Genomic DNA, 16,937 nt, shown 5'->3' on the forward strand with positions numbered 1-16,937 from the left:
TTGCGCCTGGCCGATGCGTAGGACGCCCCGCATCAGAGCCTCGGCAGCCAATAGAGCACCGCGTAAAGCGGCAGCCACGACAACACGACAAAATACCAGTAGAAAGCATTGTCCTCGGCATCGCTGAAGCGTTTGCCCGTCCCATGCTTGGTGAACATCAGCACGGTCAGGACGAGCGTGTCGGCGACGTCCGTCAGCACGTGCACGCCATGCAGGCCGAGCAGAAGCCAGACAAAAGAGCCGTACGCGTTGTCGCTCCAGCGCACCGGCAAGGCCGAGAATTCCATGACACGCAGTCCGACAAGCACCAAACCGACCGCGCTCATGACCAGCAGCAGCACACGGACCGAGCGCAGGCTCTCCCGCATGGCCGCTCGCCTGATCAAGAAGTTCGGCAGCGCGCTGACGACAAGGACGATCGTGAAGAGCGCGGACCAGGCCAAATTCAAGGGAACCGCGTCCTTCGTCCAATGCGTGTTGGTGACGGCCAGGTAGAGATAGCCGCCAATGCCAAGGGCAAAGCCAGTTCCTTCCAGCAGACAAAATGAGAGGGTCCCCCACCAGGGAGTGACACGCGAGCCGAAGGCATAGGTCGGCAAACCGGAGACATCGATGACGCTGCGGACCATCTAAACGTTCTCCTCGATGGTCTTCGGCCAGAACCAGGCGACCAGGACAATGGCGACGACAGGCGAGCCCCAGGTAATCGCCCACGGTGTGTAGATCGAACCGATGAAGGCGACGGCGGTGGCGAACGCCGCCAGAAAGGGCCAGATCGACGGCGCCGGAGATTCCTCGCGAATGTCCGGCCGAGCCTCGGTGATGCTCGTCACCACCAATTCGCGCTCATCGACCTTGAGGCCGCCGACCACCGCCTTGTCGTCGCCCTGATCCCATAGCGGCGAGCGGGATGTGATGTAGGGGATGCGATCGAAATTCTGGGGCTGGGGCGGCGAGCTGGCCGCCCATTCCAGCGTTTCGGCATCCCAGGGATTGTCGCCGGCAAAGGCCCCCGAGCGAGCGCTGACGACCATGTTCCAAAGCATGAGCAGAAAGCTTGCGAAGAACAGCAGCGCACCGGCGCTGGCGAGCAGGTTGAGCCCGCCCCAGCCCATCTCGGCGGGATAGGTGTAGACCCTGCGCGGCATGCCGTGCAGGCCAAGCAGATGCATCGGAAAGAAGGCGGTGTTGAAGCCGATGAAGGCAAGCGCGAACTGCCACTTGCCGACCCGCTCATCCATCAGCCGGCCCGTCACCTTCGGGAACCAGTAGTACACCGCCGCGACAAGCGGAAAGAGAGTGCCGCCAATCAGCACGTAGTGGAAATGAGCGACGACGAAATAGGTGTCGTGCACTTGCGTGTCGATCGGGACCGACGCCAGCATCACGCCCGAGAGGCCGCCGGCGACAAAGATGAAGAAGAAACCGAGCACGAAGATCAGCGGCGTCTTGAGCACCGGCTTGCCGTCCCAGAGCGTCGCGATCCAGCAGAATATCTGGACGCCGTTCGGAATTGCGATAGCCATGCTGGAGGCGGTGAAGAAGGCGGCGCCCACCTCGGGCAGGCCGGTCACGAACATGTGGTGAACCCACAAGCCGAAGGACAGAAAGCCGATTGCGATCAGCGACAGCACCATCGGCAGATAGCCGAAGACCGGCCGCCTGGAGAATGTCGCCACGATCGCCGACACGAAAGCGGTTCCAGGCAGGAAGATGATGTAGACTTCGGGGTGGCCAAAGAACCAGAAAAGGTGCTGCCAAAGCAGCGGATCACCGCCCGCATCGGCATTGAAAAACTGCGTGCCGACCAGCCGATCCATGATCAACATCGACGAGGCGAGCATGACCGCCGGCATAGCGAAAATGATGATGAAGGAATGGACAAGCATCGTCCATACGAAGAGCGGAATGCGGTCAAGCGTCATGCCCGGCGCGCGCTGCTTCAGCACCGTGACGACGATCTCCACCGAGACCGCGAGCGCGGCGACTTCGGTAAAGGTGATCATCTGCGCCCAATAGTCGGGCCCCTTGCCTGGAGTGAAATCCAGGCTTGCGAGYGGGACGTAGGAGAACCAGCCGACGTCCGGGCGAATGCTCAACGCGAAGCCGCCCCACAACATCAGGCCGCCGAACAGGTAGACGTAATAGGAAAAGGCGTTGAGGCGCGGGAATGCGATGTTGCGGGTGCCGACCATGAGCGGCACCAGATAGACGGCGAACGCCTCGCCAACCGGCACGCCGAACAGAAACATCATCGTTGTGCCATGCATGGTGAAAAGCTGATTGTAGAGCTCGGCGTCGACGAGATGGCTGTCCGGCCGCGCGAGTTGCAGCCGCATGATGATCGCCATGATGCCTCCGGCCAACAGGAAGGCGAAGGCCGTCACGGCATATCGGATGCCAATGATCTTGTGATCGACCGTCGAGAGGGCTCCGATCAGACCACGCCCCGTCCCCCAGGTCTTGCTTAGCCTCGCGCGCAGTTCCTCTTCACCCAGATCGGTATCGCGGGTCTCGTGACGTTCTTCGGCCGCCGGGCTCATTGCGAACTCTCCGACGGAGCGGCGGATGGAGGCGACCCCGCGGAAGCAACGCTTTGCCTTGCAAGATGCGCCATCGGCCTTGCCGGTGCGGCCTGATTGGCGCGCCAGCGCTCGAACTCTTCCGGCTCCATTGCCACCACGAAGATCGCCATATGCGCATGCTGCAGACCGCAGAATTCGGCGCACTGGCCGCGATATGTGCCTGGCTTGTCGGCTTCAATACGGAGCTCGTTGCTTTTGCCGGGAATGAGATCGAGTTTGCCGGCGAGGCTTGGTACCCAGAAAGAGTGGATGACATCCGCGGTGGCGAGCTTGATGTCGACCGGGCTGCCGACCGGAATGCGAATCTCGTTCGCCGTCTCGAAGCCGTTATCTCCTTCGTACCGGACCTGCCACCACCACTGGTGCCCTATGACGGAGATCGTCAGCGCCGCGCCTGCCCCGCTCCTGAACACCGCCTTTTGTCCGCCGAAGCTGAGCACGGTCAGGCCTGAGAGAATGATGGTGCTCGACGCCAACATAGCGGCAAAGGCGATCTGCATCGGTGGCCTGACGGCCGGACGGGTTTCAGCAGGCTCGCCGGGACTGCCGCGCCTGTGCACAAGCGCGAGCAGCAGCCCCGCCATGGTGACGAGCCAGATAAAGCCGRGCACTGACGCGAAGGTCCAGAACAGAACAGCCAGAGCGTCGGCCTGTCTGCCATGCGGATCGAGGACCGACTGCGTGCCGGTACAGCCCGAGACGAGCATGCAGCTGTGAGCGCCTAGGAGACCTGGCAACGCCGCCGCTCCCCTTTCGAAGACCTTCAGAAACCGAGCAAACAGGGCATTCGGAACTCTCCAGTTCCGTTCCGTGTTGTTGGGTTGATCCGAGGCCGAGGAAGCCGAGCCGTGAGTCTCAGACGCGATATGAGGATTTTCCGTGAGCCCGGATTTTACCTTGCGACATTCCTCGCCTTCTGCCTGATTGGTGGCGTTCTTCTGTTTTGCGGCATCTATGCGCCATAAGGTCAGCGGATGCCGGGGGTGACCGCCCGCCCCGAAATTCTGCATCTCGTGAGCCTGCCAGAAATCCATTCAGCGTGGTTCACCCGGAGAAGGACGCCTCAGCCGGCTGTCCGCCTTACGCGGCCCGCTGTGCGCATTCRGAACTGGCAGCAAGGGATAAAGTTCCTTGGAGCCGATCTCGACCTGCCCGCCCAGCAGCCCTCCCCGCTTTCGATTCCGCAAGCCGCGCATCCTGGTCATTGAGGACCTGCAGAGCGCTTGGAGAAAAAGGCCGATACCGCCCGTATGTCGTCGTCCGTGAGGCGTTGCGCCGCGGTCGCCATGATATGCCAGAATCGCGTGCCGCCTCGGCTCTCGGATCGGAACAGCTTCAGTTGCCGTTCGAGGTAAGCGGCATGCTGGCCGTCAAGGCGCGGGTAGAGCGGATTTTTGTCGGAGCCGATGTGGCAGCCGGAACAGGCAGGCACGTTCCGCTCCGGAATTCCGTCCTCGGCGATTTGCTGTCCCCTGCCGATCACCTCTGCCGGAACTTGATCGCTGTCCGCTGATACTGACGGCTGCGCCGCAAAATGCCGGGCAAGCGCAGCCAGGTCGGCGGGGTCGACGCCGGTCACCGGCAGAGCCATGAAACCGCTCGTGCGATCGCCTCTGGCATAGGCTTGGAGACTCGCGAACAGATAGGCTTCCTTCTGCCCGGCGAGAGCGGGTACGAGGTCACCCCTGCCCCCGCCGTGCCCTCCGTGACAGCGCGTGCAGTCGGCGAGCGCCGCCGGAGCGGTAGGTTGCGATCCACCTAGGGCAAGGTCCCGAAATCCGTTTGCATCGAGCTTCGGCAGCTCCCGCAGGAAGGCAACCATGGCCCAGACCTCATCATCCCGGTCGCGGGCCGGCCAGGCGGGCATTCCCGTGAAGCGTATTCCATGCTTGACGATGCGAAACAGCTGAGCGTCGGTCCAGTCTCCGACCGTCAAGGCAAGATCCGGCGGCTGCGGAAGCATCCGCATCACCGCCGGTGAGCGGGGCTCACCCGGTTCGCCGTGGCAGATCGCGCAGCCCCGGGCAAAATGTCCGGCTGCCGCCGGAAGGCCCCGGCTGTCGAGCGTTTTCGGGGCATCCACGGCCAACGCATAAGTGCGCACGGCCGAGCGCATGGCGAGCTGGAGGAACCAGGCGGTCACCTTCCAATGACCACTGCTGGCACCGACGTTGAAGAAGCCGACCCACGCTCCAAGCAATATGACGATCGGCAAACCGACAGCGCCGAGGACGACATGCTTCAGGCGGATCATTATCGGCTGGTCTTCGACCTGCTCGAGAGCAGTTCCCGCGTCAGGAGGAATCCTGGACCTCTGTGGCAAAGGGCGCTTTCGAGAACCGGACATCACTGCAGGGCTTTCAAATATCGCGCGATCGCCTGGATATCGGTTTGCGGAAGCATATCGAACGCGGGCATCCTCACGCCCGGCTTGAGCAGATCTGGCCTGGCGATGAACCGCGCGATAGCCTCCTCCGTGTTCGGCAAAACGCCGGCACCGATCGCTGTTCGCGACCCGAGGTGGGAAAGGTCTGGGCCTATCGTTCCATGGGCATTGGTGCCTCTTATGGTGTGGCATGCGCCGCAACCATTGCGCAGGAACAGCGAAAGCCCACCGCCCGGGTCTCGAAGTGCCGCTGAGTTGTCGGGTTGCGGCGCAGTCATAGTTGTCGGCGCGATCGTAAGTCCGAGGGCCGTCGCCCGGGGCTCGCCGAGTTCGTCGGCTGCGGCCCAGCCGATGCTCTTGGCAAAAAAACAAAATGCGCAGCCAACCAGAAGAAACAGGCCGACGTTTGCGGACATGACATCGCTCCGGCGCTTTAACTTGGCAGGATGGGCGAGGTTCCATTCTCGTACGCCAAGGCTTCACTATGCGATAGCAACGCGCTCTCGGAAGCGTTGACCCGCGATCGGCCCAGCAATTTTTCCGAGAGCAAGGAACATTCCTGGCCGATCCTGGTTCGGCGGCGAGGAACTTACCTCCAACAACAGAGGCAGCGGTTTCGTGACATCGAAAAAGGTTCGCATCGGCATCATCGGTGTCGGCAATTGCGCATCCTCCCTTGTGCAAGGCCTCACCTACTACCGCCAGGCAGAAAGCAACGAGCCGATCCCCGGGCTGATGCATGCCGATCTCGGGGGCTATCATGTCGACGACGTCGAAGTTGTCTGTGCCTTCGACATTGCCAAGCACAAGGTAGGCCGCGATGTGGCCGAGGCGATCTACAGCGCGCCCAACAACACCTTCCGCTTTGCCGATGTGGCACCGACCGGCGTGCGCGTGGAACGCGGGCYGACCCTCGACGGCATCGGCAAATATCTGCGCGATCTCCTCGAGGAAGCGGACGAACCGGTCGTCGACGTGACCGCGAGCCTCCGGGAAAGCGGAGCCGAGGTGCTGGTATCCTATCTGCCCGTCGGATCAGAAGCGGCCACCCGCTTCTATGCCGAATGCGCGTTGGCAGCCGGCTGCGCTTTCGTCAACTGCATACCGGTTTTCATTGCTTCGCGGCCGGAATGGCGTCGGCGCTTCGAGGAGCGTGGCCTCCCCCTTGTCGGCGACGACATCAAGAGCCAAGTCGGCGCGACCATCGTTCACCGGCTGCTCGCCAATCTCTTCCGAGACCGCGGAGTGCGCATTGATCGCACCTACCAGCTCAATTTCGGCGGCAACACAGACTTTCTCAACATGTTGGAGCGGGAGCGGCTGGAATCCAAAAAGATATCCAAGACGCAATCGGTCACCAGCCAGATCGATGTTCCGCTCGAACCGGGCAATATCCATGTCGGGCCCAGCGACCATGTACCTTGGCTCACCGACCGCAAATGGGCCTATATCCGCGTCGAAGGCACAACTTTCGGCGGTGTGCCGCTGAATGCCGAGCTGAAGCTGGAGGTGTGGGATTCGCCCAACTCCGCCGGCGTCGTGATCGACGCCGTGCGATGCGCCAAGCTGGCCCTCGATCGTGGCATTGCGGGGGCACTCACCGGGCCCTGCAGCTACTTCATGAAGTCGCCGCCGGAGCAGTTCACCGACGCCGAAGCCCGCCTGCGCACGCTCGCCTTCATCGACGGCAGGGACGAGCCGATGCTCGACGCCGCCGAATGACCACGATCTTCTTTCTTGTCCGGCATGCGAAGCACGATGATGTCGGCCGCTGTCTGCCGGGACGCCTGGATGATGTCGATCTCGGCCGCGCCGGCCAATCGCAGGCGCGGCAACTGGCGGACCGCATGGCGAGTGAGCCGCTTGCCGGGATCTTGAGCAGCCCACGCAGGCGCACCCTGGAAACCGCGAAACCCATTGCTGCCGCCTGCGGCATCGAACGGATCTCGATACGTCAGGAGTTGGACGAGATCGATTTCGGTGCGTGGTCGGGCAAGACGTTCGAAGAGCTGAATGGCGACGCCGCCTGGCGGATGTGGAACGACCAGCGACAGAGCGCACGCACCCCAAACGGCGAGACCATGCAGGACACGCAGCAGCGGATTATCGGCCTGATGGATGCGCTGCGCCAGCAACACCCAAACCGGCACCTTGCGCTGATCAGCCATGCGGACGTCATCAAGGCCGCGGTGTGCAAGGTCCTTGGCCTTCAGCTCGGCGACTGTTTCCGTTTCGACATTGAGCCCGCCTCGATTACGACCATTGTCCATGGCGACTGGGGTTCAAAGCTCATTCGCCTGAACGAAATTKCCTGACGGGAGCTGTCCGATGCGGATGGTGATCTTCGGCCTCACTGTCACCTCCTCCTGGGGAAACGGGCATGCCACGCTCTGGCGCGGGCTGATACGCGCCTTGGCGCCCCTCGGCTGGTCCATCACTTTCTTCGAACGCGACGTGCCCTATTACGCCGGCGCAAGGGATCTCCATCACCTCGATGGCGGCGAACTCGTGCTTTATCCGCGTTGGAACGACATCGCACAGCTCGCGGCTGCCGCGGTCCGGGAAGCTGACGTTGTGATCGTTACCTCCTACTGCCCGGATGCCGTTGAGGCCTCACGCCTTGCGCAAGAGAGCTGCCGCGGGCTCAAGGTGTTCTACGATCTCGACACAGCGGTGACGCTGGCACGCATCGAGCAAGGCGACCAGCCATCCTATTTCGGCTCCGAAGGCCTTCGCGATTTCGACCTGGTGCTGAGCTACACCGGCGGCCCGGCGCTCGATGCGCTCAAGACGACGCTGGGTGCGCGTCTCGTCGTGCCGCTCTACGGACATGTCGACCCCGATCGCCATCGGCCGGCGCAGCCCAGACCGGAGTTCGCTGGCGATCTGTCCTATCTCGGAACCTATGCCGAGGATCGTCAGGCGGGAGTCGAGGCATTGCTGGTGGCGCCGGCTGCGCGGATGCCGGGTTGCCGCTTCATTATCGGCGGCGCGCAATACCCGCAGGATTTTCCGTGGTGCGACAACATCTTCTTTGTCAGGCATCTGCCGCCTGCCGACCATCCGGCCTTCTTCTGCTCCTCACGCCTGACCCTGAACGTCACGCGTGAAGCGATGGCGCGCAAGGGCTGGTGTCCCTCCGGCCGACTGTTCGAAGCGGCAGCCTGCGGCGCCGCTATGATTTCCGATGACTGGCCGGGCATCGACAGCTTCTTCAACCCCGGCAGTGAAATCGTGCTTGCGCATTCCACGGACGACGTGGTCGCCGCGCTCGGTTTGTCGGATGCGGAGCTCGAGGCGCTGCGCCGCAAGGCCCGCGAGCGCGTCCTCGATGAACACACATCGACGCGCCGCGCCGCGGAACTGGACCGTATCCTGAACGAGACCGTTCGGGCGCGAGCAAGCGAAGCTTTGAAGGAAGCCGTCTGATGTTGGGTATCGTGCCGGCCGCCGGGCGGGGCAGCCGCATTCAACCGCTTGGCTTTTCCAAGGAACTGCTGCCGGTAGGCAGTCGAATGGACGGGCAAACCGAACGCCCCTGCGCCGTCAGCGAATATCTGGTGCGCCGGATGGTGCGAAACGGCGTCGACAGGATCTGCTTCATCATCGGCTCGGGCAAGTCGGACATCCTCGAATATTATGCGGCCGGCTATGACAGCGCCGCCGCCATCTTCGTGGCGCAACCTTCTCCAGTCGGCCTCTGCGACGCGATCTTCCGCGCCGCGCCGATCGTTGCGCCCGAAGAGACGGTGCTGATCGGCCTGCCCGACACGATCTGGTTTCCCGAGGACGGCTTCTGCCACCTTCCGGACGACCGGCTGTCCTTCCTGCTGTTCCCTGTCGACCGGCCGGAGCTTTTTGACGCCGTGGCCGTGGATCGGGATGGCCGTGTCGAGCAGATCCAGGTCAAGCAGCGGGATGCTGTCACCAACTGGGTCTGGGGAGCATTCAAGATGCCGGGGCGCATTTTTCACCGGCTCGCTGCGCTCTGGCGCGAGCGGGACGGCTACGACGAGTATTTCGGAACGCTGATCAATGCCTACCTTGCCGCCGGAGGTGAGGCCTGGGGCGTTAAGGCGGGCTCGGCCTATGTCGATGTCGGGACGTTCAACGGCTATCGCACGGCGCTCCGGCTGCTTGAAAACAACGACGCGCCGAAAGACGGCGGCATGCCGATATTGGTGACGTCAAGCCGCTCGCAAACACCTTTCTTGCCGGGCGAAGGAGCCTGATTATGCTGCATTCCGACGCGGAAATACGCCGTCGCATCGACGCGCTGGGCCCTTGGTTCCACAACATGGAACTGGCGGGCGTGCAGACGGCTCCCGACCATTTTCTTGGGAACTATCCGCTGATCAAATGGCAGAAGTTCGCGGATGCGATCCCGGCCGATCTATCGGGCAAGTCCGTGCTCGATATCGGCTGTAATGCCGGTTTCTATTCGATCGAAATGAAGCGGCGGGGCGCCGACCGCGTGCTCGGCATCGATTTCGATCCGGCCTATCTGACACAGGCACGCTTCGCCGCGGAAATTGCGGATTGCGACATCGAGTTCCGCGAGCTCTCGGTCTACGACGTCGGCGCCCTCGGCGAGACCTTCGACATCGTGCTTTTCATGGGAGTGCTCTACCACCTGCGCCATCCGTTGCTGGCGCTGGACCTGATCCGCGAGCACGTCGCGCGCGACCTGATGATTTTCCAGTCGATGCAACGCGGGAGCAGCAAGGTCCTCGCGCTCGAACAGAATTACGATTTCTGGACGCACGACCTCTTCGATCGGCCCGAATTCCCGAAGCTGCATTTCATCGAGCATCGCTATGCGGACGACCCGACCAATTGGTGGATCCCGAACCGCGGCTGCATCGAGGCGATGCTGCGCAGCGCCGGTTTCGAGATACTGATTCACCCGGAGGATGAGGTTTATTTCTGCCGCGCGGCCGGTGAGCCGGCCGGCGAAGGCGCGGTCTATCCAGTGAAAGGACGAAACGATGATTGAAGCCGCCATGATCTGGAACGAGCCCAACAACAAGTCGCATTGGGATCCCGAGCTCGATCCGGACTGGAGCCGCTTCGCCAGCATGGCGATCCTGGCGGGCGATGCCATCGGCCTCGAAAACCCTGCGATCACCCGGATCCTTGGTGGCATTTCGCCGATCGATGCCGGCTTCATGTCGCTGATGAAGGGGTTCGGAGTACTCGATCACGTCGACGCCGTTGGCGTGCATGGCTTCCCGCTCGACTGGAATCTTTGGCAGATCCATGAATGGCCGCAAAAGCTCGGCGAGATCGCCGCGGTCACCGATCTGCCGATCTGGGTCAGCGAAGCCGGCGTGTCGAGTTTCGGCGCCGAGGAGGTCCAGCTCTGGGGCCTGCGCCAGACAGCGGAGTTGCTGCGTGGCAACGCGCCCCGTGTGCAATGGTACAGTCTTTATGACTTGCCTCACGCATGGGGAGCGACGACGCGGCATCGCGAGGTGGAAGGCTCTTCCTACTATCGTCATTTCTACATGGGTCTGCTGCGCGAGGATGGCACGCCCAAGCCGGCACTCGAGGAGTTCCTGCTCCACACTCCGGAGATGGGGCTGGTCCAGTGGTTCCATTTCGAGGACCACCGGCTGGACGACGCGGTTGCCTGGATGAAGCGCCTGGGCGTCACCAATCTGCGCACGGGGCTTTCCTGGGCCGACAGTTTCAGGCCGAACGCGCTCGACTGGTTCGATCGTCAGATGGAAGCGCTCGCCGACTTCGACGTCACCGTCACCTTTTGTTTCACGCCAGAACATCGCGGCCTGCAGCCTCATCACACCAGCCCACCCCAGGTGCCCGAAGAATTCGCCGAATTCTGTGCGAGCATGATCCGCCGCTATGCCCCGGCCGTGCACAACGCCGTCATGCCCGCGCGGCGGGTCTCGGCCGCGTGAGATCATCATGCCGACCGCCGAGCACTCGCCACATGCGCTGACCGAACCCGCCTTTCGGCGAAAACAAGCCATGCCGGCCGGCCACACGACGCAACAGCTGATGTTCGCGCCGTTCTCCGGTTCGATCGGGCGCTGTCGACGGGCGCCGGCAGGCGACTTTCGCGAAATTGAGGGGCTTCGGTTCGATCGGCCATGACGCTCACCGTGCTCAACGTCGCCTACCCGCTTGCGCCAGTCGGCCTCAATGCGGTCGGTGGCGCCGAGCAGGTGTTGTCGGCGCTGGATCGCGCGCTGGTGCGGCAAGGCCATCGTTCCATCGTCGTCGCCTGCAAGGGTTCCAGTGCCGCCGGCACGCTGGTGGAGACGCCCGCCGAAACAGGCGCGCTCGACGAGACGGCAAAGCGCCGCGCCCAGCGCGCGCATCGCGCGGCGATCGCTGCCGCCCGGGCGCGCTGGCCAGTTGATGTGGTCCACCTGCACGGTATCGATTTCGACGCTTATCTGYCCGGCGACGGCCCGACGCTCGTGACACTGCATCTGCCGCTCGCCTGGTATCCGCAAGACGTCCTGAGGCCGGCACGCGAGGACCTGTGGCTGCACGCGGTGTCGGACGCGCAGCAAAAAACAGCGCCGGCAGGATCGAGGCTGATCCCGCCCATTCCAAACGGGATCGACGTCGATGCGTTGAACGACGCCCGGTCGCGTCGCAATTTCGCGCTCGTGCTGAGCCGGATATGCCCGGAAAAGGGCATCCACCTGGCGATCGACGCCGCGAAGCGCGCCGGCGTGCCGCTTGCGATAGGTGGGCAACTCTATCCCTATCAGGCACATGTCCAGTATTTCGCCGACGAAGTGGAGCCTCGTCTTGACAGGCGGTGCCGCTTCCTGGGACCGCTCGGGTTTTGCGCCAAGCGGCGGCTCCTCAACTGCGCCCGCTGCCTGGTTGTTCCGAGCCTTGCCGCGGAAACGAGCTCGCTGGTCGCCATGGAGGCCCTCGCCTGCGGCACGCCCGTTGTGGCCTTCCCGAATGGCGCCCTGCCCCATGTCGTCGAGCACGGCAAGACCGGCTTTCTGGTCAATGACATCGATGAGATGGCGATCGCCATCGACGCCGCGGGCGACCTCGATAACGAAACATGCCGGGCGGAGGCGCGTGACCGGTTTTCGCTCGATCGCATGGTTTCGGCCTATATGGATGCCTATCGGGGGCTGGCCAAGCTTGGCGCTTCGCGCGCGGTATCGGGGGCCGCCCGGTGAGCGGCTTGTGTGCCGATATCATCCGGGACCAGGCTGCGTTCGATGACCTTGAGCCGCATTGGTGGGTACTATGGTTCCGAAGCGCCTCCGCGACGCCTTTCCAGTCACCCGCCTGGCTGTTGCCGTGGTGGCGGACATTCTCGCCCGGTGATCTCTGCGCGATCGCCATATGGAGCGGAAACGATCTCGTCGGCCTGGCGCCTCTCTATCGCGAGACGCGCGTTTCCGGCTCTTTGCTGCTGCCGGTCGGAATCTCGCTGAGCGATTATTTCGATATCCTGTGCGCGCCCAACCAGGAGGCAGCTGTAAGTGCGGCTATCGCCGAGGCCACGCTCTCGCTGGAGTGGTCGCAATGGATCTTGCCGGATCTGCCGGCTGGGGCTGCCTCCCTCCACCTCGGGCTGCCGAACGTCGCGGAGAGCCGATCTCCGAACCATGCCGCTTGCCCGGTGCTCTCGCTTGCCCGCGGTGAGACATTCGCACGCTCGATACCTTCCCGGCGCCGGCGCCAACTGCGCCGCGCCGAAAGAGCTGCGCAACGGCGAGGACGGGTAGCCGTCGAGCGATGCGAGGCCGATCCGAAGACATTCATGGATCAGCTGGTTCGACTGCACAGCGCCCGTTGGGCCGGACAGGGTGTGCTCACCGACATCGCACAGGATTTCCATAGGAGGGCGCTGCCTCGCCTCGCCGCGAACGGACTGGCCAGGTGCTGGTTGATCGAGATCGGCGATACCATCGTTGGCGCGTATTACGGGTTCCATCATCGTGGTCGCGCATATGCCTATCTCGGCGGCTTCGATCCCGCTTATGCGCAGGAGAGCCCCGGCGCGATCCTGATCGGCAAAGCCATTGCCGAAGCCGCTCGAGAGGGGGCACGGGAGTTCGATTTTCTGCGAGGCCGCGAGAATTACAAATACGGCTGGGGGGCAGAAGATCGATGGACGGTGCAAAGAGTCTGGACCCGGAACGCGTCGCCATGACCGCAGCGGAACGAGAGAGGATGACCGCGAGGCATATCCTCGAGAGATGCATGGCAAACGATCTGTCCGCCGAAGTCGCAGTCGCCAGATTGGCGCTCAATCTCCAGCCGGACGTCAAGCCGGCGGAGCTGGCCGATATCGCGCTGGACATGCGCTCATACGCCCCGCGTCGGAGAGGCTGGCTCGAAGAGGTGGCCATGCTGCTTTCCCGCAAGGCGGTTTCCTTTGACGATCTCCGGACAACGGCAGCTTCCGTATGTCATGACCGTCTGGACGACGAAACGCATGAGATGACTGTCAGCAGGCTGGCCAGCGGCTTCGACCGGGCCGCCGCCATTTCTCCGGCTRCCAGCGTCCAACTGTCGTCGCTTGGCGATGAGGAGAAGCTTTCGGCCGCGACGGCCGAGATTGCTTCCTGGCTGGAGCAACAAGGCTTTCTGGGCAGGGGCAAGACAATACTCGACATCGGCTGCGGTATCGGCCGCTTCGAACGCGCGCTCCACCAAAAGGCAAAGCACATTGTGGGCATCGATATCTCTTCGAGGATGCTCGAGATCGCCCGCCAACGCTGCGCCGGCCTCGGCAATGTGGAGTTCCGCCAGACCTCGGGCCTCGATCTTGGTGAGTTCGTCGCCGCCGGTTTTGATGGTGTGCTGGCGGTGGACTGTTTCCCCTATCTGGTGCTCGCCGGCATCGCCGATCGGCACTTCAGCGAAATCGCGCGCCTGTTGCGGCCAGGAGGACTGGCGGCCATTCTCAACTATTCGTACCGGACGTCGCCAGCCGTCGACTCTTTCGATGTCCGCCGTCTTGCCCACGCATGCGCAATGGACGTCCTCGTCGATGCCGATTTGCCTTTCCGACGCTGGGACGGCACCGCGTTTCTTGTTCGCCGTTCCGGCGGAACATAACCGGGAGACCGAAGTTGGGGCGCCGAACCACTCTCGCAGAGCTGACATGCCCAGGAGAAGAAGATGACAACCGGTGGCAAGAAACATATGGGTCGCGGCAGTCAGGGCAAGGGTTCGGGAACCGGAGCGAAGACGGAGCTTCCGAAGGACATGGTCGGCGAAAACGACGTGCTTTCGAACCGGGATAAGAAGCAACACACGAAAGAGCGCGGTCTGGATAGCAATCGCATCAAGTCCGATCAATATCAGGACAACGCGGCAAACCGGGTCCCCAAGGATTGAGGTGGCTTTGGTCTCTTAGGAGTCGGCAAGCCCGCAAAGGGATCTGGTAAAGTTTTCGCTCTGCCCACAGCTTATGCGAAGCCGGAGCCGATGGGCGGCAGGAAGCGCCTTGTAAACTCCGGCGGCCTATGGTCTCAACGTGAAACTAAGGGACCCGTTTGCTGAGAGAATGCCATGACTCGTCGGAGCCAGCGCGATTTCGGCCCCCAGGGGAACCTGAGGGTGGAACAAGAGATTGCGTCGTTGTTGGAAGCCATCGAGCAGGAGAAAATTCCCGATCGGCTGACCGAGCTCGCGATCGAGTTGCAGAATGCCCTGATCCAGAAGCGTCACTGCAAACCGGAGAGCTGATATCCGCCCTTATCGGTGTTGGTCGGCGCCTCGCTCCCAGCTGTCTTCCAGAAGATGGTCCTGTCTTTCGACCAGTGTCTGCGATGAGCTTTCATTCAGGAGTTCCAGAACGTGCACGCGAGCGCGGTTGAGGCGGCTTTTCACCGTTCCAACCGCACAATCGCATATCTCAGCCGTTTCTTCGTAGCTGACCCCCAGCACACCGATCAGCATCAAGACTTCACGCTGATGTTCGGGAAGCTTCTGGATGGCTGCATGAACTTCCTTGCTGCGAAGGGACCAGTCCTGGGTGGCTTCCGAAATCGGTCGGCTGGAGGCGCAATCGAGCAACCCTGGCGCTTCCCTGGCCGCGGCCTTGACGCGCGTGTAGTGCGTGTTGCGCATGATGGTGAAAAGCCAGGACTTCAACCGCGTTCCCGGTTCGAACTTGTCCAAATTGCCGAGCGCTTTGGTCAAGGTCTCCTGAACCAAGTCGTCGGCGTCGTCAGGAACACGGCAAAAGGTACGCGCGAAAGCGCGCAGGGCCGGGATCAGATCGACGACGGAGATTTCCGCCGGTGCACGATCTGGCGCGGCATGACCATTGGGTAACACGGTTCGAACCCCAGCAGAGACATGAGTTTTGATTAGGGACAATGCGTGACAAAGATGATCGTTCCTGTTTTGAAACGAACTTGCTCGGACGCCTCAGCCAGCGCGCCTAAAAGAACCAGCTCGCCACCAAGCCAATCGATGCCGCAAAGATCACCATCGTCGTGATGCCCCCGAGGATATTCGTGCTCCGGCTGTTGACCCGGTCGCCCATGATCCTGCGATCGTTCGTCATCAAAAGAATGAGCAGCAGGAGCGGAGGCGTGGAAAAGCCTTGCACGATGCCAGCCCACACCAAGGCCCGCATCGGATTGAAGCCAAAGAAATTGAGCCCGACTGCGATCAGCGTGAATGCTCCGGTAGCCAGGTAGAAGCCCGGGGCGTCCCGCGGCTTCGCATTCATGCCGTTCTTCCAGCCCATTGTCTGCGCGAGATCGAAGGCCGCACCGGTTGTCATGACGGGAACGGCCAGAAAACCGACTCCGATCACACCGGCGGCGAAGATTATGCCTGCCGCATCGCCGGCAAGCGGCCGCAGCGCGTCAGCTGCCTGGGCCGCCGTTTCGATCTGGGTCTGCCCGGCCTTGTGAAGCGTCGACCCGGTGGAAAGAATGATGAAATACATGATCAGGTTGGAAAAGGTCATGCCGATCAGAATGTCCTTGCGCGACCGGCTCAACTCTTCCTCTGTCGCCCCTTTCCGTTTCTCGAGCGTGTTTCTACCCAGCGCTTTCTCCTCCTCTACCTCCTGGTTGGACTGCCAAGTGTAGAGGTAGGCTGAAAGTGTGGTGCCGATGATCGCGACGAGGATCGACAAATACTCACGGCTGAAGTGAACCTTTGGCAGAAAGGTACCGCTCAGCACCGGCATCAGCTCCGGCCGGGCGAGGACAGCCGAGACGACATAGGCGAGCAGCGCCAATGCCAGCACTCGAAATAGATTCCTGAGAAGATCGTAAGAACCAAAGACCTGAAGAGCAAACATGAACGCCGCAACCAGGGCGACGATGATTGGGATCGGTAACGGCACAAACAGGTTGATCGCCGCCGCCATGGCACCGAGATCCGCAGCAGCTTCGATGGTGTTGCCGATCAGGACACCAACCAGGACAGACCAAAGCAGCCAGCGCGGATAAAAATCAGCGATAACCTGGAAAAGTCCCCGCCCCGATACCTGGCCGAGCTTCGATGAGAGGTACACGACAGTGTACATCATCGGCAGCGTCACGGGCGCAGTCCAAAGCAGGTCCGGCCCGAACCTCGCCCCCGCGCTGGCATAGGTTCCAATTGCCGAGCAGTCGTCGTCGGCCGCACCGGCGATCAAGGCCAGACCGACGGCTCTCCCGATACCTTTGCGCGTTTGCCTGTCTTGCCMTTGATTGGCTTGTTCGGTCATCACTCGCGCTCGGTGCCGTTGGAAAGGATCGGCCGAACATGCGTAAGTGAGTGCCGCCTTTGGGTTTTGGGCCGAACCGCGCAATCAGGTGTTTTGTTCCGCGGCAAGGTCGGCTGATCCGGCTGTCAGGCGTCGCCTCCCGCAAGCTGAATCTGTTGTGGTCATGGACCGGTCGTGACGGCATGGGCAGAGGAAAGCGTCAACCCCTGGTTGGCCCAGGTGCATGCCTTGGCAGCAGCGGCTGAAAAAGTATTGCTGCGGGAGAGAAAGCCGC

At 62.3% G+C, this 16,937-nt stretch carries 19 protein-coding genes; 12 read left to right on the forward strand and 7 right to left on the reverse strand.

The features are described from left to right. Positions 1-32 precede the first annotated feature (32 nt). The 5 genes from LCM4577_RS07550 to LCM4577_RS07570 form a co-directional block, all read right to left on the reverse strand. Positions 33-629, reverse strand: a complete 597-nt coding sequence (locus LCM4577_RS07550) for a cytochrome c oxidase subunit 3 (RefSeq protein WP_071032539.1) — start codon at positions 627-629, stop codon at positions 33-35. Next, positions 630-2,543, reverse strand: coding sequence for a cytochrome c oxidase subunit I (gene ctaD / locus LCM4577_RS07555; protein ID WP_071070502.1), 1,914 nt, complete (start codon positions 2,541-2,543; stop codon positions 630-632). Continuing rightward, positions 2,540-3,619, reverse strand: a complete 1,080-nt coding sequence (gene coxB / locus LCM4577_RS07560) for a cytochrome c oxidase subunit II (protein WP_083354655.1) — start codon at positions 3,617-3,619, stop codon at positions 2,540-2,542. Before coxB ends, ctaD begins: the two co-directional genes overlap by 4 nt. A gap of 167 nt (positions 3,620-3,786) precedes the next feature. After that, complete coding sequence (locus LCM4577_RS07565; protein WP_040990754.1) at positions 3,787-4,839, reverse strand: c-type cytochrome; 1,053 nt, start codon at positions 4,837-4,839, stop codon at positions 3,787-3,789. Between the two features lie 92 nt (positions 4,840-4,931). Beyond that, positions 4,932-5,387, reverse strand: coding sequence for a cytochrome c family protein (locus LCM4577_RS07570; protein WP_071032536.1), 456 nt, complete (start codon positions 5,385-5,387; stop codon positions 4,932-4,934). 202 nt (positions 5,388-5,589) lie between these two features. Here LCM4577_RS07570 and LCM4577_RS07575 point away from each other — a divergent pair, with 202 nt between their 5' ends. From LCM4577_RS07575 to LCM4577_RS07630, 12 genes are all read left to right on the forward strand, one after another. After that, a complete protein-coding gene (locus tag LCM4577_RS07575; RefSeq protein WP_071070506.1) occupies positions 5,590-6,693 on the forward strand; it encodes an inositol-3-phosphate synthase in 1,104 nt (367 codons plus the stop codon). Next, positions 6,690-7,286, forward strand: coding sequence for a histidine phosphatase family protein (locus LCM4577_RS07580; protein WP_071070508.1), 597 nt, complete (start codon positions 6,690-6,692; stop codon positions 7,284-7,286). The genes LCM4577_RS07575 and LCM4577_RS07580 overlap by 4 nt, the downstream gene beginning before the upstream one ends. 13 nt (positions 7,287-7,299) lie before the next feature. Then, positions 7,300-8,400, forward strand: a complete 1,101-nt coding sequence (locus LCM4577_RS07585) for a glycosyltransferase (protein WP_071070510.1) — start codon at positions 7,300-7,302, stop codon at positions 8,398-8,400. Beyond that, entirely contained in the window at positions 8,400-9,203 is an 804-nt protein-coding gene (locus tag LCM4577_RS07590) for a nucleotidyltransferase family protein (protein ID WP_071032532.1), read from the forward strand. The genes LCM4577_RS07585 and LCM4577_RS07590 overlap by 1 nt, the downstream gene beginning before the upstream one ends. A 2-nt stretch (positions 9,204-9,205) precedes the next feature. Further along, entirely contained in the window at positions 9,206-9,967 is a 762-nt protein-coding gene (locus LCM4577_RS07595; protein WP_071070512.1) for a TIGR04290 family methyltransferase, read from the forward strand. Next, positions 9,960-10,892: a beta-xylosidase gene (locus tag LCM4577_RS07600; protein ID WP_071032530.1), complete on the forward strand. Its 933-nt coding sequence runs from the start codon at positions 9,960-9,962 to the stop codon at positions 10,890-10,892. Before LCM4577_RS07595 ends, LCM4577_RS07600 begins: the two co-directional genes overlap by 8 nt. Positions 10,893-10,899: 7 nt before the next feature. Then, positions 10,900-11,088 (forward strand): hypothetical protein, encoded by a 189-nt coding sequence (locus LCM4577_RS07605; protein WP_131803248.1) that lies wholly within the window; start codon positions 10,900-10,902, stop codon positions 11,086-11,088. Continuing rightward, positions 11,085-12,149: a glycosyltransferase gene (locus LCM4577_RS07610; RefSeq protein ID WP_071070514.1), complete on the forward strand. Its 1,065-nt coding sequence runs from the start codon at positions 11,085-11,087 to the stop codon at positions 12,147-12,149. Before LCM4577_RS07605 ends, LCM4577_RS07610 begins: the two co-directional genes overlap by 4 nt. Then, positions 12,146-13,132, forward strand: a complete 987-nt coding sequence (locus LCM4577_RS07615) for a GNAT family N-acetyltransferase (protein ID WP_071070516.1) — start codon at positions 12,146-12,148, stop codon at positions 13,130-13,132. The genes LCM4577_RS07610 and LCM4577_RS07615 overlap by 4 nt, the downstream gene beginning before the upstream one ends. A 50-nt stretch (positions 13,133-13,182) precedes the next feature. Beyond that, a complete protein-coding gene (locus LCM4577_RS07620; protein WP_244508240.1) occupies positions 13,183-14,043 on the forward strand; it encodes a bifunctional 2-polyprenyl-6-hydroxyphenol methylase/3-demethylubiquinol 3-O-methyltransferase UbiG in 861 nt (286 codons plus the stop codon). A 63-nt stretch (positions 14,044-14,106) separates the two neighbouring features. After that, complete coding sequence (locus LCM4577_RS07625) at positions 14,107-14,325, forward strand: hypothetical protein (protein WP_040990444.1); 219 nt, start codon at positions 14,107-14,109, stop codon at positions 14,323-14,325. 174 nt (positions 14,326-14,499) lie between these two features. Beyond that, the gene (locus LCM4577_RS07630; protein WP_198540247.1) at positions 14,500-14,676 is read left to right on the forward strand and encodes a hypothetical protein; all 177 of its coding nucleotides are present in this window, start codon (positions 14,500-14,502) and stop codon (positions 14,674-14,676) included. A gap of 9 nt (positions 14,677-14,685) precedes the next feature. Here LCM4577_RS07630 and LCM4577_RS07635 read toward each other — a convergent pair whose 3' ends face one another. Both LCM4577_RS07635 and LCM4577_RS07640 read right to left on the reverse strand, forming a co-directional pair. Next, a complete protein-coding gene (locus LCM4577_RS07635) occupies positions 14,686-15,270 on the reverse strand; it encodes a sigma-70 family RNA polymerase sigma factor (RefSeq protein WP_071070518.1) in 585 nt (194 codons plus the stop codon). Positions 15,271-15,376: 106 nt separating this feature from the next. Further along, on the reverse strand, positions 15,377-16,663 hold the full coding sequence (locus LCM4577_RS07640; protein WP_071070520.1) for an Nramp family divalent metal transporter: 1,287 nt from the start codon (positions 16,661-16,663) through the stop codon (positions 15,377-15,379). Between the last annotated feature and the right edge of the window lie 274 nt (positions 16,664-16,937).

It is taken from the genome of Mesorhizobium sp. LCM 4577 (assembly GCF_001854795.2).
GTDB lineage: Bacteria > Pseudomonadota > Alphaproteobacteria > Rhizobiales > Rhizobiaceae > Mesorhizobium > Mesorhizobium plurifarium.

Coding starts and splice junctions, on each gene's coding strand:
- LCM4577_RS07625 (WP_040990444.1), top strand. CDS start 14,107: ATGACAACCGGTGGCAAGAAACATATGGGTCGCGGCAGTCAGGGCAAG.
- LCM4577_RS07595 (WP_071070512.1), top strand. CDS start 9,206: ATGCTGCATTCCGACGCGGAAATACGCCGTCGCATCGACGCGCTGGGC.
- LCM4577_RS07590 (WP_071032532.1), top strand. CDS start 8,400: ATGTTGGGTATCGTGCCGGCCGCCGGGCGGGGCAGCCGCATTCAACCG.
- LCM4577_RS07600 (WP_071032530.1), top strand. CDS start 9,960: ATGATTGAAGCCGCCATGATCTGGAACGAGCCCAACAACAAGTCGCAT.
- LCM4577_RS07565 (WP_040990754.1), bottom strand. CDS start 4,839: ATGATCCGCCTGAAGCATGTCGTCCTCGGCGCTGTCGGTTTGCCGATC.
- LCM4577_RS07550 (WP_071032539.1), bottom strand. CDS start 629: ATGGTCCGCAGCGTCATCGATGTCTCCGGTTTGCCGACCTATGCCTTC.
- LCM4577_RS07585 (WP_071070510.1), top strand. CDS start 7,300: ATGCGGATGGTGATCTTCGGCCTCACTGTCACCTCCTCCTGGGGAAAC.
- LCM4577_RS07605 (WP_131803248.1), top strand. CDS start 10,900: ATGCCGACCGCCGAGCACTCGCCACATGCGCTGACCGAACCCGCCTTT.
- LCM4577_RS07570 (WP_071032536.1), bottom strand. CDS start 5,387: ATGTCCGCAAACGTCGGCCTGTTTCTTCTGGTTGGCTGCGCATTTTGT.
- LCM4577_RS07630 (WP_198540247.1), top strand. CDS start 14,500: ATGACTCGTCGGAGCCAGCGCGATTTCGGCCCCCAGGGGAACCTGAGG.